The sequence below is a fragment of the Bifidobacterium avesanii genome (assembly GCF_009299475.1).
Taxonomy (GTDB): domain Bacteria; phylum Actinomycetota; class Actinomycetes; order Actinomycetales; family Bifidobacteriaceae; genus Bifidobacterium; species Bifidobacterium avesanii.
This window is the reverse complement of record NZ_WBSN01000006.1, coordinates 95,142-114,334: the sequence shown is the minus strand read 5'-3', so window position 1 is coordinate 114,334 and position 19,193 is coordinate 95,142. Positions and strand designations below refer to the sequence as shown.

Sequence of the window (19,193 nt, the reverse complement as noted above, 5' to 3'; positions counted from 1 at the left end):
TTCATTGTACGAACATACTGGCCAAGATCCGGGAATGACGGCCGTCACACGGTCTGCGCGCCGGTGACCTCGACGTTGACGTTCCGCATCATCAGACGCTCCACATTCGCGATCGAACCGAAGCGCGGCGACTGGATGGAGATGTTCTCAAATTCCACGTCGCGGATCGGGGACTCCTTGAGTCCCTCGACGACGAACGCGCACGGGTCGAGCACTTCGCGGTTGCCGGCGTCGTAGCCGGCCGAACCGCCGTCCCACACGGCGTCGACGTCCCTGACGCGCAAGCCGCGCACGAGCGGCATGCCCTTGCTCCGCGGCACGGATTCGGCGAGCGTGAGCCAGTGGTCGGGGATGTCGCCGTCCCAGTCGCGCGGCACCGCGCAGTAGCTGTACGCCGGATTCCAGTTGAGACCCCACTGGATGGGGTTGACCACGTTGCGCATGCGCAGGTTCTCCACCGTCACGTCTTCGATCACGCCGCCGCGCGTGGTGGCGCTTTTGATGCGGAAGCCGGCGTTCGTGCCGTCGAACGAGACGTCGTGGATGCGGATGTTGCGCATGCCGCCGCTCGTCTCCGAGCCAATGGTGACGCCCTCGCCCCTGAGAATCGCGCAGTTCCGGATCTCCACGTCCTCGCACGGGCGGTTCACGCGCAGGCCGTCCGCGTCGCGGCCGGACTTGATGCAGATGTTGTCGTCGTTGCAGTCCACGTGGCATCCCTCCACCAGAACGCGACGGCACGAGTCGATGTCGATGCCGTCCGTGCTGGGGCTCACGTGCGGGGGGTTGCCCGTCACCGTCACGTTGCGCACCGTCACGTCCTGTGAATAGCACACGTGCAGGTTCCAGAACGCCGACCGGCGGCTGGAGATGCCGTCGACGGTCACACGTTCGCAGTCGTAGACCAGCACGTTGCGCGGACGGCGGCAGTCGTAGTCCACGGCCCACCGCAGGTCGCGCTTCACGTACTGCTCGCGCATGTCCCAGTAGCGGCGCCACCACTGCTCGCCGCGGCCGTCGACGCCGCCCGGGCCGCTGATGGTCACGTTGGAGCAGCCGATGGCGTTGAGCACGCCGGCGGGCCACGGCATCTCCACGCCGGCGACGCGGGTGTCTACGATCGGGTAGTCGGCGTCGTCCAAACTGCCGACGAGCGTGGCGCCCTCGGCGAGTTTGAACTCCATGTCGCTGCGCAGGAACAACGAGCCGGTCACGTAGTTTCCGGCCGGCACCTCCACGCCGCAATGCGCCTCGCCGGCCACGTCGATCGCGGCCTGCAGCGCTGCAGTGTCCAGCGTCTCGCCGTCGCCCTTGGCGCCGAAATCCTTGGGATTGCAGTATGACGACATCGTTTCCCCCTGTTGACGTAGATGACGGTCATGGGTTATGGCCGGAGCCAGGAAAGGAAGGCACAGGCTCCGGCCACATTTCTATCAGCTTCCGGCGCCGGCGGCGACTCGCCGGCCACCGGTTGCACGGATTGCCGCGTCCGCGCTACTTGGCGGCGTCGAGGTTGGCCTGAACCTCCTCGATCATCGCCTTGGCGGCGTCCGCCGCGGACATGTCGCCGAACACGACCTTCTGCTGGTAGCGACCCAGCACCTCGCTGGTGTCGCTGCTGCCGGGAGGAGAAAGCCTCGGCGCGTCGCCGCACAGCGGATCGAAGGTGTCCACGAAGGACAGCGCCTCCTTGTCCGGCGCGGCGGCGGTCTTGGCCACGGCCTCGCGGATGGTCTTGTTGGAGGGCACTCCGCGCTCGGTGCCGAGGATGTCGCCGGCGGACTGGTTGTTGATGAAGTAGTTGATGAACAGCGCCGCCTCGGCGGGGTGCTCGGACTTGGAGGTCACCGACCAGTACATCGACGTGGGTTCGTATCCCCAGCCGTTCTGCGTATCGGACGGGACCGGCGCGAGCGTGAGGTTCTCGGTGTTGAGCGACGCGGAGTACGCGGTGATCTGGTTGGACGAGATGAACGCGACGGCGGATTTCGCGGTGGCGAAATCGGTCTGCCCCAAGCTGGCGGCGGCCGATTCGGACCAGCGGTCGGCGTTGCCGACGATGCCGAGCTTCACGAATTCGGCGGTCTGGTCGAGATAGCCCGCAAGCGTGTCGGCGCTGATCGACACCTTGCCGTCCGTGTACAGCTCCTCGCCGTGCTGGCGGGCCCAGTAGTTGAGCAGGATGTCGTTCTTGATGAGCGTGGCTCCGTAGACCTCTCCGTTGGACTTCTTGAGGATCTCCTGCTGGAACGCGGTGAACTCGTCCCACGTCCACTTGGAGGTGTCGGGCATCTGCACGCCGTATTTGTCGAGCATGTCGCGGTTGATGACCACGGCGATGGCGGCGGTGGAGATCGGCGCGCCGTACTGCACGCCCTCATACTGGCCGGTGCTCACGGTGGAGGCGTCGATGTCCCCCAGGTCAAGCTGCTTCAGGCCGGACAGATCCGCGAGCACGCCCTGCGCCGCAAACGACGCGAGGCGCGGCACGTCCATCTGCACCACGTCGGGCGCTTCGCCGCCAGCCAGCTGGGTGGACAGCTTGTCGAGGTATCCATGCATGTCCGCATATTCCGGCTCGACGTGGATGTTCGGATATTCCTTCTCGAACTGGGCGATCACGTCTTCGGTCTTCTTGAGACGGGTGTCGCCGCCCCACCAGCTGACGCGCAGGGTCACGTCGTCCTTGCTCAGTTCGGCCGTGGCGCCGCCGTTGCCACCGGACGCACCGCAGCCGCCCAGCGCCATGGACAGGGCCGCAACGATGCCGCAGCCCGCCGTCATCATCTTCGTGAATTTCCTGGTCATGGTTTCCACGCCTTTCCTTCGCTGCCGTTCATGCGACGGGAGGCCTCGGCGCCAACCCGTCCCGAATGATGTGCCCCGCGGCGATGCGGGGCGTGATGTGAAGTGGATGATCATCATTATGTGTGAATTGAATCACATTACCAGACTTGTTGCCAGCGTTTTCATAGATTTTCTTCTTAAAATTCTTGTTGCATCTTTTGTTGCATAGCGAGTGCCGCCATCATCCATCAAAAAGCGGCGGGCGCATGTGAGTACATGCACCCGCCGCATCGTTCCAGCCGCGGTTCCAATCAGTTACAGCGCGAAGTCGTGTGTTCCGCCGGTCACGGTGGCCTCGCCGCCGGGCAGCGCGACCACGCCGGTCACGTTCGCCGGCAATTCCACATGCAGCGTGCCCGCGCCCCGGTCGGCCAGCACCCGCACCGGGCCGCGCTGCGTGACGACCGTGCCGTCGATGCGCCCCAACGCGTCCAGGGCCGGGTCGACGCGCACCACGGCCGCGCCCGGTGAGACGACCTCGACGCCCAGGATCCGCTCGACCACGTACTGCAGGGCCGCCGCGCCCCATCCGTGGGATTCGCTCTGGTCGCCGCCCGGGGCCGGGTACTGCCACTGCTCCCACGTGAACGTGGCGTCGCGGTCGCGCAGCAGCTCGGCCCACCCCCAGTCGTCCGCGTTGGTGAGCAGCCGCAGCGCGGCGTCGCGCCGGCCGTTGTCGCACAACGACTTGACCAGCACGTCGGCGGTCATCGGCCCCTGCCTCATGCCCATCGCGGCCACGTGCCCCGCCAGGCGCGCGCGGGCGGCCTCGTCGTCCGGCGCGACGCCGAACGCCAGCGGGAACGAGCTCGCGTGCTGCCCCGCGTGCCCGCTCGGCGTGCCGTCCGCCATCAGCCCGTCCACGTAGACGCCGTCCGCGTTGAGGAGCTTCGCGTTCATCGCCTCCCGCAGCGCGTCCGCCTGCGCGCGCCGCCTCGCCGCGGATCCCGCGTCGCCCACGGCTCCGGCGAGCCACGCCACGTCGTCCAGCACGCGATAGGAGAGCGCGTTGATGACCGTGCGGGCCGGGCACGCCATGTCGTAGCCGAACCGGCCGGGCTGGGGCCAGTCGACGATGCCGTGGAAATACGGGGCCTTGGGGGCCGTGCCGCCGCCGTCGATGTCCACGACCAGGCCGGCGAGCGGACCGTCGGCCGGGATCGCGCGCAGCGGGTAGTCGGCCGTGCGCTCCAGGTACGGCATGGCCTCGCGCACCAGGCCCAGATCGCCGGTCTGCATGTAGTACTCGCGCACCCAGCGGGGCATCATGAGGCTGAAGTCCGGGATGTCGCGGCCCAGATCCACGTTCGGGTACACGCTGTTGTACTTGCCGGAGTCCTCGGGACGCGACGACCACCAGCGGGTCTGCGAATCGAGGAACTGGCGGATCGCCTTGGCCGTGGTGGCCCGCTCGCGCCAGCCGGCCATGGCGGCGCGGCTGATGTTGAAGCCGTCCGCGAGGAACTGGCCGCGCTCGCGCGTGGGCGTGTCGAGGAACTGGTTGGTCGTGCAGTTGAGCGCGGAGTAGGCCATGAGCGCGAACACGCGGTCGAGCGTCGGATCGGAGGTCTCCAGCCGGGCCTCGCCGCCGGAGGGCACCTCCGCGTGGACGACGCGCGCGCGGACCGCAAGCGCCGGCTTGCCGTCGGCCGGCGGGACCATGAGGTAGCGGAAGCACAGGGTGTCCCACGCGTCGTAGGTGAATGCGCGCCCGTCGCGCGGGGGCGTGACGACGAACCGCAGGTCCGAGCCTTGGTTCGCCGGATCGCCCGCCCCGGTCTTCACGCGGCCGTCGGCGTCCAATTCGTAGCCGGCCCACAGGGTCAGCGGGGGCATGGCGGGGATCGGGCCCGTTCCCGCGACGGCGGGGAAGTCCACGGAGAAGCGGCCCGTGACGATTTTCCCGAAATCGGCCACGACCGTGCCGTCTCCCAGCGTCGTCAGGCGCGGTTCGCCGGCGGGCAGGTCGGTCACGTGTCCGAGCTCGGCGACGACGTGCGGCATCTCGGGGCACGGGTGCGCGCCCAGCACCAGCGCGGGCTCGCCCCGGCCCGCCGCCTCGTCCCCGTCCGACGCGGCGTTCGCGTCGTAGGTCTCCACGAAGTCGCCCTCGCCGTTGCGCAGCACGTCGCCGCCGTACGGCGCGGGCGCGACCGTCCACGAGCCGTCGGAGACCACGTCCTCGCGCGAGCCGTCCGCGCGCCAGACGACCGCATGCAGCAGCAGCGCCGGCCGGGTGTCCGGGCAGCGCCCCTGCCCGCCGCCGTACCAGCGGCAGGTGAGGTCCAACGCGAGCGTCCCGTCCCCGGCCGCCACGGCCTCGGTCGCGTCCCACGCCTGGTACCGGGACTCGGACGGATAGTCGAAGTTCTGCCCGCGGCCGATCCGCTTGCCGTTCACGCGCAGCTCGTAGTCGTGCGCGCAGCACACGTAGACCAGCGCCCGCACGACCGGCGCCGCCCCCGGATCCCCCTTCAGCGCCGCGGTCCGGCGCGCACGCCAGTACACGTTGCCCGTGTCCGACCGGCCCGGCTCGTAACCGGCCGGCCCGCGCCCGTCCTCGCTGGCCGGCACCCACCGGGCCACCGCGTCCACCGCGCGCGCCGACTCGATCCACCGGGCGTCCCACTCGCCGTCGTCCAACCCCACGGCGAACCACGCCGGCTCGCTGAACGGGGTGGGCACGCCGTCCCGGTCCCACACGCGCACACGCCACGCGTACGGGCGGCCGTGCTCCAGCGCGGGCCCGGCGTAGCGCACGTTCGACTGCTCCGCGGACTCCACGCGCCCGGAGCGCCAGACCTCGCCGCCGGTCGCGCCGTCCTCCACCGCGATCTCGTACGCCGACTGCGCGGCTCCGGGCCGCAGCGCCTCCATCATCCACGCGAAACGGGGGTTCGGGGACGCGTTCCACGGCGTCTCCGCGTCGTCGGCGGTCAGGCCGTACGGGCGGCCGACCGCGCATGCGGAAGCTGAATTGACGGACATGTGGGTTTCCTTTCCTCTGTCGGTTCGTATGACGGACGGTTCCTCCGTCGGTCTTGCCGGATGTCGGGAGACCGGGCGGCCGGGCCGGACACGGCAACGGAACGCGGACCTTCCCGGGAAAACGGCGTCATGCCGTCCACGCCTCGCGAAAATCCGCGTTCCGTTGCCAGCGGAGAGCGTCGCCCCCCCGCCGTCAGGCCTCGTCGATGGCCTTCTGCAGCTCGGCGATGAAGCCCGTGGCCGCGTCCGCCGGGGCGATCTTGCCGAAGCCGATGTCCTGCTGGTAGCGGACGATCAGGTTGTCGATGGCGCTGGCGCCGTTCGGGGTGACCTCCGGGGCCTCGCCGCCCACCGTCTCCTTGTACCTGTCGATGAACTCGTAGTTGAGCTTGTCGAGGCTGTCCGTGTTCTCGGCCATGTACTGGCGCACGTCGTTCGGGGAGGGGATGCCGCGCTCGAGTCCCATGATCTTGGCGCCGTCGCGGTTGTTGAGCATGTAGTCGATGAGCATGGCCGCCTCCTTCGGGTGCTCGGACTTGGCCGAGATGGTCCAGTAGTTGCCGGGCTTGTAGTAGCCGACCTTCTTGGAGGAGTCGTTCGGGATGAGCTCGAGCGACAGGTTCTGCGTGCCGAGCTTCTGCGACAGCGAGTTCATGCCGAGCAGCGTGCCGATGTTCATGGCCTGCTGCTTGGTGTTGAACTTGCTCATGTCGGACGTGGTCGCCACGTCCTCGCTTCACACGTTGAAGTCGTACAGGCCCTCCTTGGCCCACTGGGCGGGCATGTTGAGGAACTCGGTCAGCAGCTCGGGCGAGATGGCCACCTTGTCGCCGTCGAACAGGCTCTCGCCGTGCTGGCGGGCCCACAGCTGCAGGCCGTAGGCGTTGCGCATCGGGAACGCGCCGATCACCTTGCCGTCGGACTTCCGGTACACCTCCTTGGCGAACGCCTTGAAGTCGTCCCACGTCCACGTGGAGGTGTCCGGCAGCTCGAAGCCGTACTGGGCGAGCAGGTCCTTGTTCACCGTGACCGCGTAGGCCTGCAGGGAGTTTGCGATGCCGTACCAGGTGCCGTCGATCTTGCCCATGTCCACCAGCGACTGGTCGAACTGCGAAACGTCGATGGTGTCCGAATAGGCGGACAGGTCCGCCAGAATGCCCTGCGAGGCGTAGGAGGCCAGGTACATCTCGTCGATGGACAGCACGTCGGGCGCGTTGTTGCCCGCGACCTGCGTGGCGAGCTTGTCCCAGTAGCCGCTCCAGTCGGAGTACTGCTCCTCCACGTGGATGTTCGGATGCTCCTTCTCGAATCCGTCGATGACCTGCTGGGTCAGGCGCACGCGCGAATCCGGCCCCCAGAAGGAGATGCCGATCGTCACGTCGCCCTCCGGCTGTCCGTTGGCGGTGCCGCCGCCGGCCCCGCAGGCTGCGAGTGACAATGCGGCAGCGCCCGCGCAGACAGCGGCCGTGGTTCTGATCAACATGGTTTCAAGGCGAGGATACTTCATTGTTCTTCCCTTCATTGCGGTGCATGGGGCATGCACGCCACGCATCAACGTCGATGCGTATAGACCATGATCGGCGCGCTGTGATCACACAACGGTTTTGTTGCCACCATTTGCACACTGCTGCAACATATGGGATGATCGCCATGCAACAAAAAGCGGCGGCCGCCGGGAAATCCAATCCCGGCGGCCGCCGCGTTCGGTCGAATCGACGGAAGCCGTCACGCCAGCGCGTCGATGAGCGGCTGGATGCCGTCCTGCTCGATCGCGGCGACGTTGGCTTCGACGGCCTCGGTCAGGCCTTCGATGCCGTTGAGGTCGGAGCCCCACAGGGAGGCGTCGCCCAGCGCGTTGGTCACGAAGGTGGCGCGGTCGGCGGCCGCGTCCTGGATCCTGGCGACCACGTCGTCCGAATCGTTGATGTTGACCGGCTGCTCGGCGAGGCCGCCGTAGGTGGCGAGCAGGGCGGACAGGGCGAGCACGATGCGCTTGGGCAGGCCGCGGCCGGCCTCGACGTTCGCGGTGACGAGCGGCAGGAGGCGCGCGGTGAACTTGGAGACCGAGTTGAGGCCGATGGAGTCGAGCGCGTGCTTGACGAACGGGTTGGAATAGCGTTCGCACACGGCGTCGGCGAAGGCGTTGAGCTCGTCCTCGGGCAGGGTGAGCACGGGGATGATGTCCTCGTGCATCTCCTTTTCGATGAAGGAGCGCATGGTCGGGTCGTTCATCACCTCGCCCACGGTGGTGAAGCCGGCGAGGCGGGCGACCTGCGCCATGGTGGTGTGCGGGCCGTTGAGCAGGTAGACCTTGCGCTCGCGGTAGGGCTGCACGGCGTCGGCGGTGACGAGGTCGATGCCGAGCCGCTTGGCGGGGATGAGCTCGTCGACCTTGGCCTGAGCCTCCTTGGAGCCGGCGACGGCCCACAGCAGGAACGGCTCGGCCTTGACCATGTTGTCGTCGCGGTAGCCGAGCTCGTCCCACAGGGCCTCGGCGTTGTCGCGCGGGAAGCCGGGGACGATGCGGTCCACGAGGGTGGAGACGAAGGTGTTCTCCTCGTCGAGCCACTTGACGAAATCCTCGCCGTAGCCGAACTTCTCCGCGGTTTCCTCGAGGCACTTCTTCAGGGCGACGCCGTTGTCCGCGATGAGCTCGCACGGCACGATGAGGAAGCCCGGCAGGCCCTTGTCGAAGCGGCGCTTGAGCAGCTGGGCGAGCTTGCCCGGGTAGCTCTTGGCGGGCTTGGCGTCGGCGGAGTCCTCGTCAGACAGGGCGATGCCGGCCTCGGTGGTATTGGAGATGATGATCTGCGTGTTCGGGTCGTCCGCGAGCGCGAGGTACGCGTCGAAGTCCTGATACGGGTCGACGGTCTTGCCCACGGAGTCGATGACCTCGCGGGACTGCACTTCCCTGCCGTTCTTCAGGCCTTCGAGGATGACGGTGTACAGGTTGTTCTGCTTCTCCAGCTCGGCGACGCGGCCGAACGGCAGCGGCTGGACGATGGCGACGTTGCCGTTGAACAGGCCGTTGTTGTTGAGCTGCTGGACGATCCAGTCCACGAACGCGCGCAGGAAGTTGCCTTCGCCGAACTGGATGAGCTTGATCGGGCGGTTGGCGGCATCGGCAGTGGTGAGCCCCCGCTCGATGGCGACGTTGACATTGAGCTTTTCCATGACTGTGTGATCCTTTCGTCTGGTGATCACCAGCCTAAAGCGCCCGGTTTGCGGGGTGGCAAAAGATTGCCACCCGTTGCAGATCGGGCGGTGGGGCCGAACGTGGCGCGGGCGCGGCGGCCCTACGCCAGATCCATGCCGATGACGACCGGTTCGGGGATGAGCCGGATGCCGAAGCGCTCCTCGACGCCTTCCTGGATGGTGCGGGCGAGCGCGGCCACGTCGGCGGCGGTCGCGTCGCCGCGGTTGGTCAGGGCCAGCGTGTGCCGGGTGGACAGCGAAGCGGGGGCGTCCGCGGCGGTGCGCCCGTCGGATGCGAAGCCCTTGGGGAAGCCGGCGTGGTCGATGAGCCATGCGGCGGAGGTCTTGACGCCGGGTGCGCCTCCGGGCAGGGTCGCCTCAAAGCGGGGAGCCTCGGCGGGCAGGCGGTCGAGCGCCGGGTCACCGGCGGGCAGGATGGGGTTCATGAAGAAGCTGCCGCAGCTGTGGCGGTCGAAGTCCTTGTCGTCATCGCCGTTGGCCTCGCGCAGGCCCGCCAGATCGGCGGCGATGTTCTCCTCGCGCTTGGTGCCGGCCATGTCCGCGCCGAAATAGCGGTTCGGGTCCTCGAGCATGCCCTTGGATGCGCGTACGCGCAGCACCGCCTCGCGGATCGCGTGCGTTTCGAGCCGGTCGCCCACCTCCACGCCGAGGGCCTTGGCGAGCTGTCCGTAGCCGACCACGCCGGTGGCGCTGTGCTTCAGGGCGAAGGTGACGGACAGGACCACGTAGCGCGGCGTGGGGAAGAACGCGTCGGCCGGCACGCCGGGGGCCCGGTACATGCTGGCCTTGAGCGCGGAGGACCGGTAGCCGAAGCCGAGTTCGTCGTGCGCGAGGTCGCGGGTTTTCTTCTCCTTGCGGTCCCACACCTCCACGGATTCAACGACGTCGCCGACCTCCTGGCCGTACGCGCCGATGTTCTGCACCACGCTCGCACCCACGGTGCCGGGGATGCCGGACAGGCCCTCGACGCCCTCGAGGCCGATGCGCACGCAGAATTCGACCAGATCGTCCCAGTTGGCGCCGGCCTCGGCGTTGACGTGCACGGTGCGCTCCCCGCCTTCGACGGGCGCGGCCTCGTCCGGCACGGTGATGAGGCGGCGGGCGTCGCGCACCACGACGCCCATGAAGTCGTCGTCGGAGGCGAGGGTGTTGGAGCCGCCGCCGATCACGAACAGCGGCAGACCCTTCTCGTCGGCGTCCTCGACGGCCTCGATCACGCCCACGCGCGAGGTGGGTTCGATGAATCGGGCGATGCGGCCGCCCACGCCGATGGTGGTGATGTCTGCAAAGGAAGTCATGCCCTCACCCTAACGCCCGCGCACGATGTGCGCCACTCCCGGCAGCTGCTGGCCGGGGAATGACCGACCAAAATCGCCCGGGAATACGAAAAGACCCGACCGGTTGGAGTCGGGTCTTTTGCAAAGTACGCAAATGTGCGATATGGCTCAGCGGGTCTCGCGGTGCACGGTCTGCTTGCCGCAGCGCGGGCAGAACTTCTTGAGCTCAAGACGATCCGGGGTGTTACGACGATTCTTCGTCGTGATGTAGTTACGCTCCTTGCACTCAGTGCATGCCAGCGTGATGCCCGGACGGATGTCGGCGCTCTTGCTTGCCATATCTAGTCACCTCTGTGTTCGTTGTTCACCGACTGCCGTCGGCCTTTGTAGCGAGGAAGAGACTCGAACTCTTGACCTTGCGATTATGAGTCGCACGCTCTAGCCAGCTGAGCTACCCCGCCATGGAGAGCCCCGAGTGAGAATCGGACTCACGACCTCTTCCTTACCAAGGAAGTGCTCTACCACTGAGCTATCGGGGCGTGGCGGATAGTGGATTCGAACCACTGAAGCACGAAGCGGCTGATTTACAGTCAGCTCCCTTTGACCGCTTGGGAAATCCGCCATTGCCGCACTTGACCAAGGCCTTGAGCGGCAACTGGACTATCATTACACAGGGCGGCGAATAACGCAAATCCGCGACACGCCGAAGCGCCGCAGGCCCCTCACAGGCCCTTCCGCCAGTGGGCGAAGGCCCGCTCAATCCGCTTGTTTCCAAGGGTTTCGACGGGAAAGCCCGCGTCCGCGAAGATGCGCATTGGGCTTTTGCCGGCCCCGTACTCGCGCAGAGCCCGCTCCCGAAAATCCGGCGAATACCGGATCATCCCGCCCGGGGTCACACGCTCCACCGCGTCGAGCAGCTCCAGCTGGGCGCGCTCCGAGGCGGTGAAGCGACGTATGGTCATGCCACAATTGTAGGCCTTCGGCGTGTCGAATCAGCGTTCGCGCAGGTCGACGCGCACGCGCTCGCTCCGCTCCGTCAGGGCGAGCGGCCTGCCGGCGTACCCGTCCTCGCGGCGCAGCGTGCCGCTCACCTCCACGTCCCTTCCGGCGCGCACGTAGACCGCGGGAATCTCGTGCTCGTACAGACCCCGGGCGCTGGGCTGCTCGTCGAACCACTTGGCCGGCTGCGTGCCCTGCCTGCGCATCGTCAGGTCGAGCTCCGTGATCCGCACGTTCTCGATCGGCGACTCGTCCTCGCCGGCGATGAACACGCACGACTCGCTGGTCATCGAGATGTGGTCGAACGTCACGTTGCGGATCACGCCCGGATGCGGCACGGTCGGCCTGGCGCGGGGCGTGGCAGACAGGAAGATTGGCTCGCCCTTGCCCCACCAGCCGCCGCGGCGCCCGTCGTGGTACGCGTCGGCGTACTGTCGGGTCGCGCCGGAGACGTGGTGGACGTGGATGTCCTCGATCGTGGCGCCGTCGCGCACCCAGATGCCCACGCCGCGCGAGCAGTCGCGGAACACGCAGTCCGAAAGGATCACGTTGCGGATCGCGCCGCCGGTCTCGGTGCCGATCTTCAGGGCCGAGTCGCGCGAGGCGAGCACGCAGTTGGAGATGACCACGTTCTCGCACGCCCCGTAGCGCGCGGCCATCGGCGGGGTGTTCTTGACCACGATCGCGTCGTCGCCGGTGGACACGATGCAGTTGGTGATCACCACGTCCTTGCAGGTGTCCGGGTCGATGCCGTCGTTGTTGGGGGCGCGCTGGTCGTTGAGGATGCGGATGCCGTCCACGCGCACGCGGTTGCAGCCGGCCATGTGCAGGGTCCAGAACGCGGCGTCGCGGAACGTGATGCCGGAGACCGTCAGGTCCGTCACGTCCTCGAAGTACGTGGTGCGCGGCCGGCCCCACAGCGCGCCCTTGACGGCGAGCGGGCTCTCGTGGAAGCCGTTGTCGGAGTCGTCGTCGTAGAACACCTTGTCGCCCTGGCCGTAGATGGTGCCGTGGCCCTCGATGGCGATGTCCTCGGCGTGGCGGGCGAACAGGAAGCAGCCGCCCTCCCAGCCGGCGTTCTCCGTGTCGTCGTCGAATTCGGCGGCGAAGTCGATGCCGTCCTCCGACTTGAGGCTGCTGATGAGCCACGCGCCGGTCGCGAGATGCAGCGTCACGTGGCTTTTGAGCACGATCGCGCCGGACAGGAAGCGGCCCGTGGGCACGACGACGCGGCCGCCGCCGGCCTCGTGGGCCTTGTCCACGGCGGTCTGGATGGCCTCGCGGTTGTTGGTGACGCCGTCGGCAACTGCGCCGAAGTCGGTGATGACGTAATCCACTGAGGGGTCCTTTCGGGGTTGATGGGATGGTTGTCGGGATGGTTGTCGGGGTTGAAGGCTCATGCGGCGTTCGGTGCGGCGTGGGGCGACAGCGTGACGGAGACCGGCTCGGGGTCGATCCCGTACCGCCCCGCGTTGGCCTTGAGATAGGCGACGGCGGCCGGCGGGATCGTCGGGGAGGATGGGTCCTGCGCGACCTCCTCGGGCAGATACGCGACCAACGCCACGGCATGACCGGCGGCGAGGGCCCCGGCCATCTTCGGATGCGCGGCGACGACGGGCTCGGGGTCGATGGCCGGGCCGACGTACAGCCACACGTCCAACGGGCGCGGCGCGACCGGGGTTTCCTTCGCGGCGTCCCCGTTGCCCCCGTCGTCCTCCCCGCCGCCGACCGGCGTGAGCAGCATGGCCTTGCGGAACGGCGAGATGTCGCCGGTGTTGTACGGCTCGGCGGTGTACTTCAGATACAGCGGGTTGAGGTACTGGTCCACCACGAGCTGCGGGCGATCGACGTCGTAGGCGCGAGGCGGCAGCGGCCAGTCGCCGAAGCCGTCGGTCACATGGGCGGCGAGCGCGCGGTATGCGGCGGCGTCCGGGGCGTCCTCGGGCCAGTCGGCGAGCACGCGGCGCATTTCGCCGGCCACGAAGCCGGCCATGCGGTAGGCGCCCACGTCGTGCATGTGGGTGCGGTCGCCGGCGTGGTACATGGGACGGGCGCCCTCGTCGCCGAGCCTTGTGACGAGCGCCATGCTCAGCGCGTGCAGGTCGAGCACCGGCACCCGCAGGTCGCGCCCGAGCTCGATCACGGCTTCGGCCCAGTCGTGGAGCAGGTCCTGATAGGAGCCGTCGGGGTTCCATGTGTTGCGCGCCAGCGAGGTGACGAGGATCGGGGCGACGCCGGCCCCGCGCGCCTCGGCGACGTACCGTTCCAGTTCGCGCCGGTATCCGCCGCGCGCGTCGAGTTCGGGCAGCTTCTGGTCGTTGTGGCCGAACTGGATGAGGAAGTAGTCGCCGGGCCGCCAGTCGGTCCGGATCGGCTCGAAGTGGCGCTCGGAGCGGAAGGTGAGCGTGGTCAGCCCGGAGCGCGCGTGGTTGGAGACGGCCACGCCGCCGTCGAGCCATGAGGGAAGCGCCGCGCCCCAGCCGCAGTAGGGGTCCGAGGGGGCGTAGGGGTATTGGGCCTCGCCGTCGGTGACGGTCGAGTCGCCGGCGATCCACACCGTGGGCACGCGGCCGGGTTCGCCGACCGGCTCGTCAGCCGGCTCCACAGTAACGTCGACCGGCCTCGCGTGCGCCCCCACCACGGCGAGCGCCACGCAGTCCACCCGCTGCGGCCCGTGTTCCTCGAAGCCGCGGGGCACGAAGTCGGAGACGTTCACCGTGGCGCGCACGGTCAGCGGCCCGCCGTCCTCCGGCATGGTCCCTCGGAAGACGAGCTGCCGGTCGCCGGCGAAGACCAGCACGTCGCGCTCCCCCAGCCCCGTGTCGGACACGTCGCCGTAGCGGGTGTCCGGGCCGTCCTGCGCGACGGTGAGCTCGACGCGGTAGTTGCCGTGCCCAGGCACGTCCACGCGCAGGCAGGTCGGCGTGAATCCCGAGGTCTGGCCGCTGCGGAACGCGCCGCCGGGCCGGTACCACGGCTGCGGGGCGAATCCCGCGTTGAGTTCCGCGCTCGGCGGAAGCGGACCGTCGCCGTGGGCGGCCCGCGTGATGAGTTCGTACGTGATGAGCCCATACCCCCGCTTCGGGTCGTACGCTTCGCTGACGTCATAAGTGGCCATCGGTATTCTCCCTCGAAGATGATGCACTATGAGCCAATGTACCCGCGCCGACGGCCATGCCCCACGGGTTTTCCGCACAACGATGCGCCATTGTTGGGAAATTGCTATCCGTTCTTGCGGCCGGGCCGACAGCAGGACGCACGCATCCGCTCTCACCCATGCACAGTTACTCTCAAACAGTCAGTTCTAGCTCAATAACTATCCATTATTGCGCCTCCGCGACACGAACGTGCGAGCATCCGACTCACGCAACGGCGACCGGCTCATTCCGTGAACCGCCGCACACTGTGAAAGCCATTGGCGAATCGGCGAAATCACAACGTTTTTAGCGTATGCGGCAACCGAGCCCACGGCCGCCGCCGGCGCACGCAACGGCAGCCCACCGGTTCCGTGAGCCGGCGGCGGCCTCCCCTATCATTTTTTCCATCCGATACAAGGACCACTCAGCGTCGAGAGACCCGGATCCAACCAAGGAGCACTAATCATGACCGCCAATGCAGACCACACCGCGAAACGACCCGTCGACTACGCCGTCGCATCCGTCGAGACGATGATGCGCAAGTTCGCCGCAGCCGATCTGCCGCCGCGCAACCACTTCCACTACCATCAGGGCGTCTTCCTGTCCGGCGTCTACCAGACCTACCTCGCCACCGGCGACGAACGCTACTTCGACTACGTGCGCAACTGGGTCAACTGCGTCGTCGCCCCGGACGGCTCCATCCCGAGCGCCGACCCGAGCCAGCTCGACGATCTGCAGCCAGGCATCCTGCTCTACCCGCTCTACGAGCGCACCCGCGACGAGCGCTACCGCGCGGCCATCGACTGGATCGCCCACACCATCCGAGACTACCCGCGCAACCCCGATGGCGGCTTCTGGCACAAGGCCAACTCCTTCGCGCATCAGATGTGGCTGGACGGCCTGTACATGGGCGGGCCCGTGATCGCCCAGTACGGCGCCGAATTCGGCCACCCCGAATACTTCGACCTCGTCGCCCGGCAGGCCCTGCTCATGCGCGAGCACACCGAAACGGCCAACGGCCTGTACCGCCACGCCTGGGACTGGTCCCGCAAGGCCGCATGGGCCGACCCCGAGACCGGCCTCGCCCCCGAGCACTGGGGACGCTCCATCGGATGGGTGCCCGTGGCCGTGCTCGACGACCTCGACTTCATCCCCGCCGGACACCCCGACCGGCCCGCCCTGGAGGCCATGGTGCGCGACCTGCTGACGGCCGTGCTCAAATACCAGGGCCCGGACGGCCGCTGGTGGCAGGTCGTGGACCGTCCGGGGGACGCGGGCAACTGGCCGGAGACGTCGTGCTCGTGCCTGTTCACCGCCGCCCTGTGCAAGGCCGTGCGCGCGGGCGTCATGGACGAGTCCGCCCTCGCGGCGGCCGGGCGCGGCTACGAGGCCGTGATCGCCAACCTCGGGCACGAGACCCGCCCGGACGGCGCGGAGGACCTGATCGTGGACGGCGTGTGCGTCGGCACCGGCGTGGGCGACTACGACTTCTACTGCGCGCGGCCCACGAGCGCCAACGACCTGCACGGCGTGGGCTCGTTCCTCATCATGACCAGCGAGGTCCAGAAGGTCTGGGACCGGCTCTAAGCCGACTCGACGCGCGCCGCTCCGGTTCACTGATTGAACGCGCCTTCATTCCGTGAACCGGAACCAATATTCATACGCGCGTGGCGTCCGCTGGAATTCCAATGGTTTCCAGCGGACGCCACGTGCGTTGTTGTTCGATTTCCGGCGCACAGGATGCAGACGCACCCAATCAGCGGACCGGAAATTCAGTCCAGCGCGCCGCGCCAGTCCACGCCGAGCCCGTCTGCGATGGCGCGGAGCTCGGAGACCGTCTTGTGATACAGCGGCACGCCGCTGGCCTCGCGGTCGGACAGCGCCGCGGCCTCCTTGTCGCCGTGCACCAGCACCTTGCGTCCCGGCACGGCCGGCAGGGCGCGCACCTCGTCGAGATACTCGGAGAAGCGGGCTTTGACGGCCTCCGGGTCGCCGTAGATCTTCGGGTCGATCGCCATGAAGGCGTGGCAGATGCCGTTGACCGGGTCGCCCTGCGCGGTGCGGTCGGTGGTCGCGCCGCCGGAGACGATGGCGGTGAAGAACTCGACGAGCATGGAGAAGCCGTAGCCCTTGTGGCCGCCCGTGTATTCGGTGTTGCCGCCCACCGGCACGATGCCGGCCTCGTTGTTGTAGCGCAGCAGGCGGGCGAGCGCGTCGGCGGAATCCGTCAGCGGACGGTTCTCCGGGTCGACCACCCACGTGCCGGGCAGCTCCTTGCCCTGCTTGGCGTACAGCTCGACCTTGCCGTAGGCGACCACGGAGGTGGAGGCGTCGAAGAAGAACGGATGCGGGTCGGCGGGGATGGCCACGGCGATCGGGTTGGTGCCGAGGAAGATCTGGCGGGCGTACAGGGGCAGCACGATCGGCTCGGTGTTGGTCATGGAGATGCCGATCAGCCCCTGCTTGGCGGCCATGCTGGCGTAGTAGCCGGCGGCGCCGTAATGGCAGGACCGGCGGACCGACGCGATGCCGATGCCGGTGGTCCTGGCCTTCTCGATGCAGGCGTTCATGGCGTCGACGCCGTTGAGCTGTCCCATGCGCCGGTGCCCGTCGATGATGCGGGAGACGGGCGTGTCGAGCAGGATTTCGGCCTTGCCGTGCGGGTCGATCTTGTTGCCCATCTGCGAGGCGTACAGCTGGAAGCGCTGCAGGCCATGGGAGTCGATGCCGTGGAGGTCGGCGAACCCGAGCACGTCGGCCACCGTGTAGCCCTCCGCGCGCGTGTAGCCCCACGCGACCATGATGTCCGCGACGAGCTCGCGCAGCTTGGCCGGGTCGTAGCGGCGACGGGCCTCCGCGGATTCCGCGGCCTCCATGGCGAACGGGTCGAGCGCGGACGATGCCCCGACCGTCTCCCCCGCTTCGGCCTCGCGTTCCAAAACCTCCGTGCCGCTCTGATTCATCATTGCCTCCCGTGACCTTCGAGACGGCGGAACGGCTTGGTTTTCACCGATCATCCCGGCTCGCCATCTCTGATATATCAGTTGATATATCAGATGGTACGACAGGTGGACGGCACATGATACGTGGTTGCCACGCGTTGCAGAAGCAGCTCGCCGCAAAATCGCCGAGAAATAGAAATGATAAAGGTGCGGGCGAGCACGTCCGAGAGAGATCACGGCGGCCGTGACGGGTTGAGCACGCCGAAGATCAGACAGGCGTGGAAACAGGGACAGGATCGCAACCTCCATCCGACGAACTTCCATTCGGCGAGCCTCAATCCGGCGAACTTCCAGACGGCAACTCTCCGGACGGCGATCTCCAGCGGAGGCCACCGGCGAATCCCCATTGCCGAATTCCAGCCAACGGTCTCCGACAACGGAAGACCGATTATTCCGCGGCCGACATTGCCATACCGCCGTCTCCGAAGAAAATTCAGCCTTCCGTTGCCAAGCAGGAACGACCGTCCGACAACGGAAGACCGATTTTCCGCATCGGGCATGACTATGGCGCCGTTCCCGCGAAAATATCGGCTTTCCGTTGCCATTCGGCTCGTTGACGAGGGAAGGAACCGGGTCATGGCGGCCACGGAGGAAATGCCACACATCTTTGACCGGGCGGGAACCGGGCGGAGACCGGGCAGGGGGGTGAGCGAACCGGTCCGCAGCAGACCACGGAAGGGGCGCTTTCCATCCGCCGCCACCGGCATGCCGCCGATTCCGCGGAAAATACACGTCTTCCGTGGTCGGGACAACGCCCGAAGCCCGGCGCTCCCCTACTCGGCGAAGTACTCCCGCCGTTCGCGGGCGATGGCGAGGTACCCGTCGCGCGTGGCCTCGAGATGCCGCTTCACCGCCTCGACCGCGCCCCGTTCGTCCCCGCCGAGGCACGCGTCGATGATCGCCAGATGCTCGTGGTACGACGCGAGGATGCGGTCGGGCGCCAGCGCGGAGAAGAAGCGGATGCGCTGGCTCTGCGCCATGAGCCGGGACATGAGGTCGGTGAAGTACCGGTTGCCGGCCACCGTGGCGAAGTACATGTGGAAGCGGAAGTCGAAGTCGTCCTCGATGGTGTCCGACCGTTCGCCGCCGCCCGCGATGCGCCGGGTCATGTCGTCGCGGAACGTGAGCAGCGCGGCGCGGTCGAGGCGGTCGAACGCCAGATGGAGGCATGCGGGTTCGACGACGAGCCTTGCGCCGAGCATGTCGCGCATGCTGGTCAGCGAGATGGGCGAGACCACGATGCCCCGGCGCGGATAGACGGTGAGCAGCTGCTCCTGCGCGAGTTTGGCGATGGCCTCGCGCACCGGCGTGCGGCTGCATCCCAAGTCCGCGGCGATGGCTTTTTCGTCGAGCAGGTCGCCGGGCCGCGCCTCGCAGAACACGATGCGCCGGCGCAGGAAGGCGTACGCCACGTCGCTTTTGCTCGTCTGCTCGCCGCGCTCCACGTCCATCCGCACGCACCTTTCGCCCCGCGCCCGCATCGCGCGCCCGACGACGATGCCGGACGCCGGGCGCCTTGCCATGTACAGGACCATCCTAGTATTGCGCGCGCCGGCCGGGCTGCACGCGCGGCCCGGATTGCATGCGCGGCCCGGGTTGCACGCGAACCCGGCCGACCAAGCCGGAGGCGGCCAAGCCAAAGCGTCCAAACCGCGGCGGGCCCTATACCAATGTCTTATGCATGGCTCTCAACACCCGGAATCCCAACGTTTTGCGCGGATCCGCCC

Annotated in this window: 14 protein-coding genes and 3 tRNA genes; 1 reads left to right on the top strand and 16 read right to left on the bottom strand. The window is 67.8% G+C overall.

Annotated elements, in window-relative coordinates; all coding sequences use genetic code 11:
• Window positions 1–44: 44 nt before the first annotated feature.
• The 14 genes from DSM100685_RS04960 to DSM100685_RS04895 all read right to left on the bottom strand — a co-directional run bounded on the left by DSM100685_RS04960 (window position 45) and on the right by DSM100685_RS04895 (window position 14,445).
• Window positions 45–1,349 carry a glycoside hydrolase family 28 protein gene (locus DSM100685_RS04960; RefSeq protein ID WP_152350247.1) on the bottom strand — a complete coding sequence of 435 codons (1,305 nt, stop codon included), beginning with the start codon at window positions 1,347–1,349 and terminating at the stop codon, window positions 45–47.
• Window positions 1,350–1,494: 145 nt separating this feature from the next.
• Window positions 1,495–2,808 carry an ABC transporter substrate-binding protein gene (locus DSM100685_RS04955; RefSeq protein ID WP_163200935.1) on the bottom strand — a complete coding sequence of 438 codons (1,314 nt, stop codon included), beginning with the start codon at window positions 2,806–2,808 and terminating at the stop codon, window positions 1,495–1,497.
• Between the two features lie 294 nt (window positions 2,809–3,102).
• A complete protein-coding gene (locus tag DSM100685_RS04950; RefSeq protein WP_152350245.1) occupies window positions 3,103–5,835 on the bottom strand; it encodes an alpha-L-rhamnosidase-related protein in 2,733 nt (910 codons plus the stop codon).
• Window positions 5,836–6,028: 193 nt separating this feature from the next.
• Complete coding sequence (locus DSM100685_RS04945) at window positions 6,029–6,544, bottom strand: type 2 periplasmic-binding domain-containing protein (RefSeq protein ID WP_152350244.1); 516 nt, start codon at window positions 6,542–6,544, stop codon at window positions 6,029–6,031.
• A gap of 27 nt (window positions 6,545–6,571) precedes the next feature.
• Window positions 6,572–7,318, bottom strand: a complete 747-nt coding sequence (locus tag DSM100685_RS04940) for an ABC transporter substrate-binding protein (protein ID WP_163200937.1) — start codon at window positions 7,316–7,318, stop codon at window positions 6,572–6,574.
• A 242-nt stretch (window positions 7,319–7,560) separates the two neighbouring features.
• Window positions 7,561–9,009 (bottom strand): tagaturonate reductase, encoded by a 1,449-nt coding sequence (locus tag DSM100685_RS04935; RefSeq protein ID WP_152350242.1) that lies wholly within the window; start codon window positions 9,007–9,009, stop codon window positions 7,561–7,563.
• Between the two features lie 122 nt (window positions 9,010–9,131).
• Complete coding sequence (locus tag DSM100685_RS04930) at window positions 9,132–10,349, bottom strand: UDP-N-acetylmuramate dehydrogenase (protein WP_152350241.1); 1,218 nt, start codon at window positions 10,347–10,349, stop codon at window positions 9,132–9,134.
• A gap of 147 nt (window positions 10,350–10,496) precedes the next feature.
• Complete coding sequence (gene rpmG, locus DSM100685_RS04925) at window positions 10,497–10,667, bottom strand: 50S ribosomal protein L33 (RefSeq protein WP_003814458.1); 171 nt, start codon at window positions 10,665–10,667, stop codon at window positions 10,497–10,499.
• A gap of 48 nt (window positions 10,668–10,715) precedes the next feature.
• Window positions 10,716–10,789: transfer RNA gene (locus DSM100685_RS04920), tRNA-Met, on the bottom strand.
• Window positions 10,790–10,795: 6 nt separating this feature from the next.
• Window positions 10,796–10,867: transfer RNA gene (locus DSM100685_RS04915), tRNA-Thr, on the bottom strand.
• A 1-nt stretch (window position 10,868) separates the two neighbouring features.
• Window positions 10,869–10,950, bottom strand: a tRNA-Tyr gene (locus DSM100685_RS04910).
• Window positions 10,951–11,050: 100 nt separating this feature from the next.
• Entirely contained in the window at window positions 11,051–11,290 is a 240-nt protein-coding gene (locus DSM100685_RS04905; protein WP_152350240.1) for a hypothetical protein, read from the bottom strand.
• Window positions 11,291–11,320: 30 nt separating this feature from the next.
• The gene (locus DSM100685_RS04900; RefSeq protein WP_204314283.1) at window positions 11,321–12,664 is read right to left on the bottom strand and encodes a glycoside hydrolase family 28 protein; all 1,344 of its coding nucleotides are present in this window, start codon (window positions 12,662–12,664) and stop codon (window positions 11,321–11,323) included.
• A gap of 59 nt (window positions 12,665–12,723) precedes the next feature.
• Complete coding sequence (locus DSM100685_RS04895; RefSeq protein WP_152350238.1) at window positions 12,724–14,445, bottom strand: rhamnogalacturonan acetylesterase; 1,722 nt, start codon at window positions 14,443–14,445, stop codon at window positions 12,724–12,726.
• A gap of 484 nt (window positions 14,446–14,929) precedes the next feature.
• Here DSM100685_RS04895 and DSM100685_RS04890 point away from each other — a divergent pair, with 484 nt between their 5' ends.
• The gene (locus tag DSM100685_RS04890) at window positions 14,930–16,051 is read left to right on the top strand and encodes a glycoside hydrolase family 88/105 protein (protein WP_152350237.1); all 1,122 of its coding nucleotides are present in this window, start codon (window positions 14,930–14,932) and stop codon (window positions 16,049–16,051) included.
• 185 nt (window positions 16,052–16,236) lie between these two features.
• Here DSM100685_RS04890 and DSM100685_RS04885 read toward each other — a convergent pair whose 3' ends face one another.
• Window positions 16,237–17,430 (bottom strand): Ldh family oxidoreductase, encoded by a 1,194-nt coding sequence (locus tag DSM100685_RS04885; protein WP_163200939.1) that lies wholly within the window; start codon window positions 17,428–17,430, stop codon window positions 16,237–16,239.
• Window positions 17,431–18,239: 809 nt separating this feature from the next.
• Complete coding sequence (locus tag DSM100685_RS04880; RefSeq protein ID WP_163200941.1) at window positions 18,240–18,989, bottom strand: GntR family transcriptional regulator; 750 nt, start codon at window positions 18,987–18,989, stop codon at window positions 18,240–18,242.
• Window positions 18,990–19,193: the final 204 nt, after the last annotated feature.

What these genes read in the sequence shown, in the direction of transcription:
- DSM100685_RS04905 (WP_152350240.1), bottom strand. Translation starts at nt 11,290, where the DNA reads ATGACCATACGTCGCTTCACCGCCTCGGAGCGCGCCCAGCTGGAGCTG.
- DSM100685_RS04930 (WP_152350241.1), bottom strand. Translation starts at nt 10,349, where the DNA reads ATGACTTCCTTTGCAGACATCACCACCATCGGCGTGGGCGGCCGCATC.
- DSM100685_RS04935 (WP_152350242.1), bottom strand. Translation starts at nt 9,009, where the DNA reads ATGGAAAAGCTCAATGTCAACGTCGCCATCGAGCGGGGGCTCACCACT.
- DSM100685_RS04960 (WP_152350247.1), bottom strand. Translation starts at nt 1,349, where the DNA reads ATGTCGTCATACTGCAATCCCAAGGATTTCGGCGCCAAGGGCGACGGC.
- DSM100685_RS04940 (WP_163200937.1), bottom strand. Translation starts at nt 7,318, where the DNA reads ATGTTGATCAGAACCACGGCCGCTGTCTGCGCGGGCGCTGCCGCATTG.
- DSM100685_RS04895 (WP_152350238.1), bottom strand. Translation starts at nt 14,445, where the DNA reads ATGGCCACTTATGACGTCAGCGAAGCGTACGACCCGAAGCGGGGGTAT.
- rpmG (WP_003814458.1), bottom strand. Translation starts at nt 10,667, where the DNA reads ATGGCAAGCAAGAGCGCCGACATCCGTCCGGGCATCACGCTGGCATGC.
- DSM100685_RS04890 (WP_152350237.1), top strand. Translation starts at nt 14,930, where the DNA reads ATGACCGCCAATGCAGACCACACCGCGAAACGACCCGTCGACTACGCC.
- DSM100685_RS04880 (WP_163200941.1), bottom strand. Translation starts at nt 18,989, where the DNA reads ATGGCAAGGCGCCCGGCGTCCGGCATCGTCGTCGGGCGCGCGATGCGG.
- DSM100685_RS04885 (WP_163200939.1), bottom strand. Translation starts at nt 17,430, where the DNA reads ATGATGAATCAGAGCGGCACGGAGGTTTTGGAACGCGAGGCCGAAGCG.
- DSM100685_RS04955 (WP_163200935.1), bottom strand. Translation starts at nt 2,808, where the DNA reads ATGACCAGGAAATTCACGAAGATGATGACGGCGGGCTGCGGCATCGTT.
- DSM100685_RS04950 (WP_152350245.1), bottom strand. Translation starts at nt 5,835, where the DNA reads ATGTCCGTCAATTCAGCTTCCGCATGCGCGGTCGGCCGCCCGTACGGC.
- DSM100685_RS04945 (WP_152350244.1), bottom strand. Translation starts at nt 6,544, where the DNA reads ATGAGCAAGTTCAACACCAAGCAGCAGGCCATGAACATCGGCACGCTG.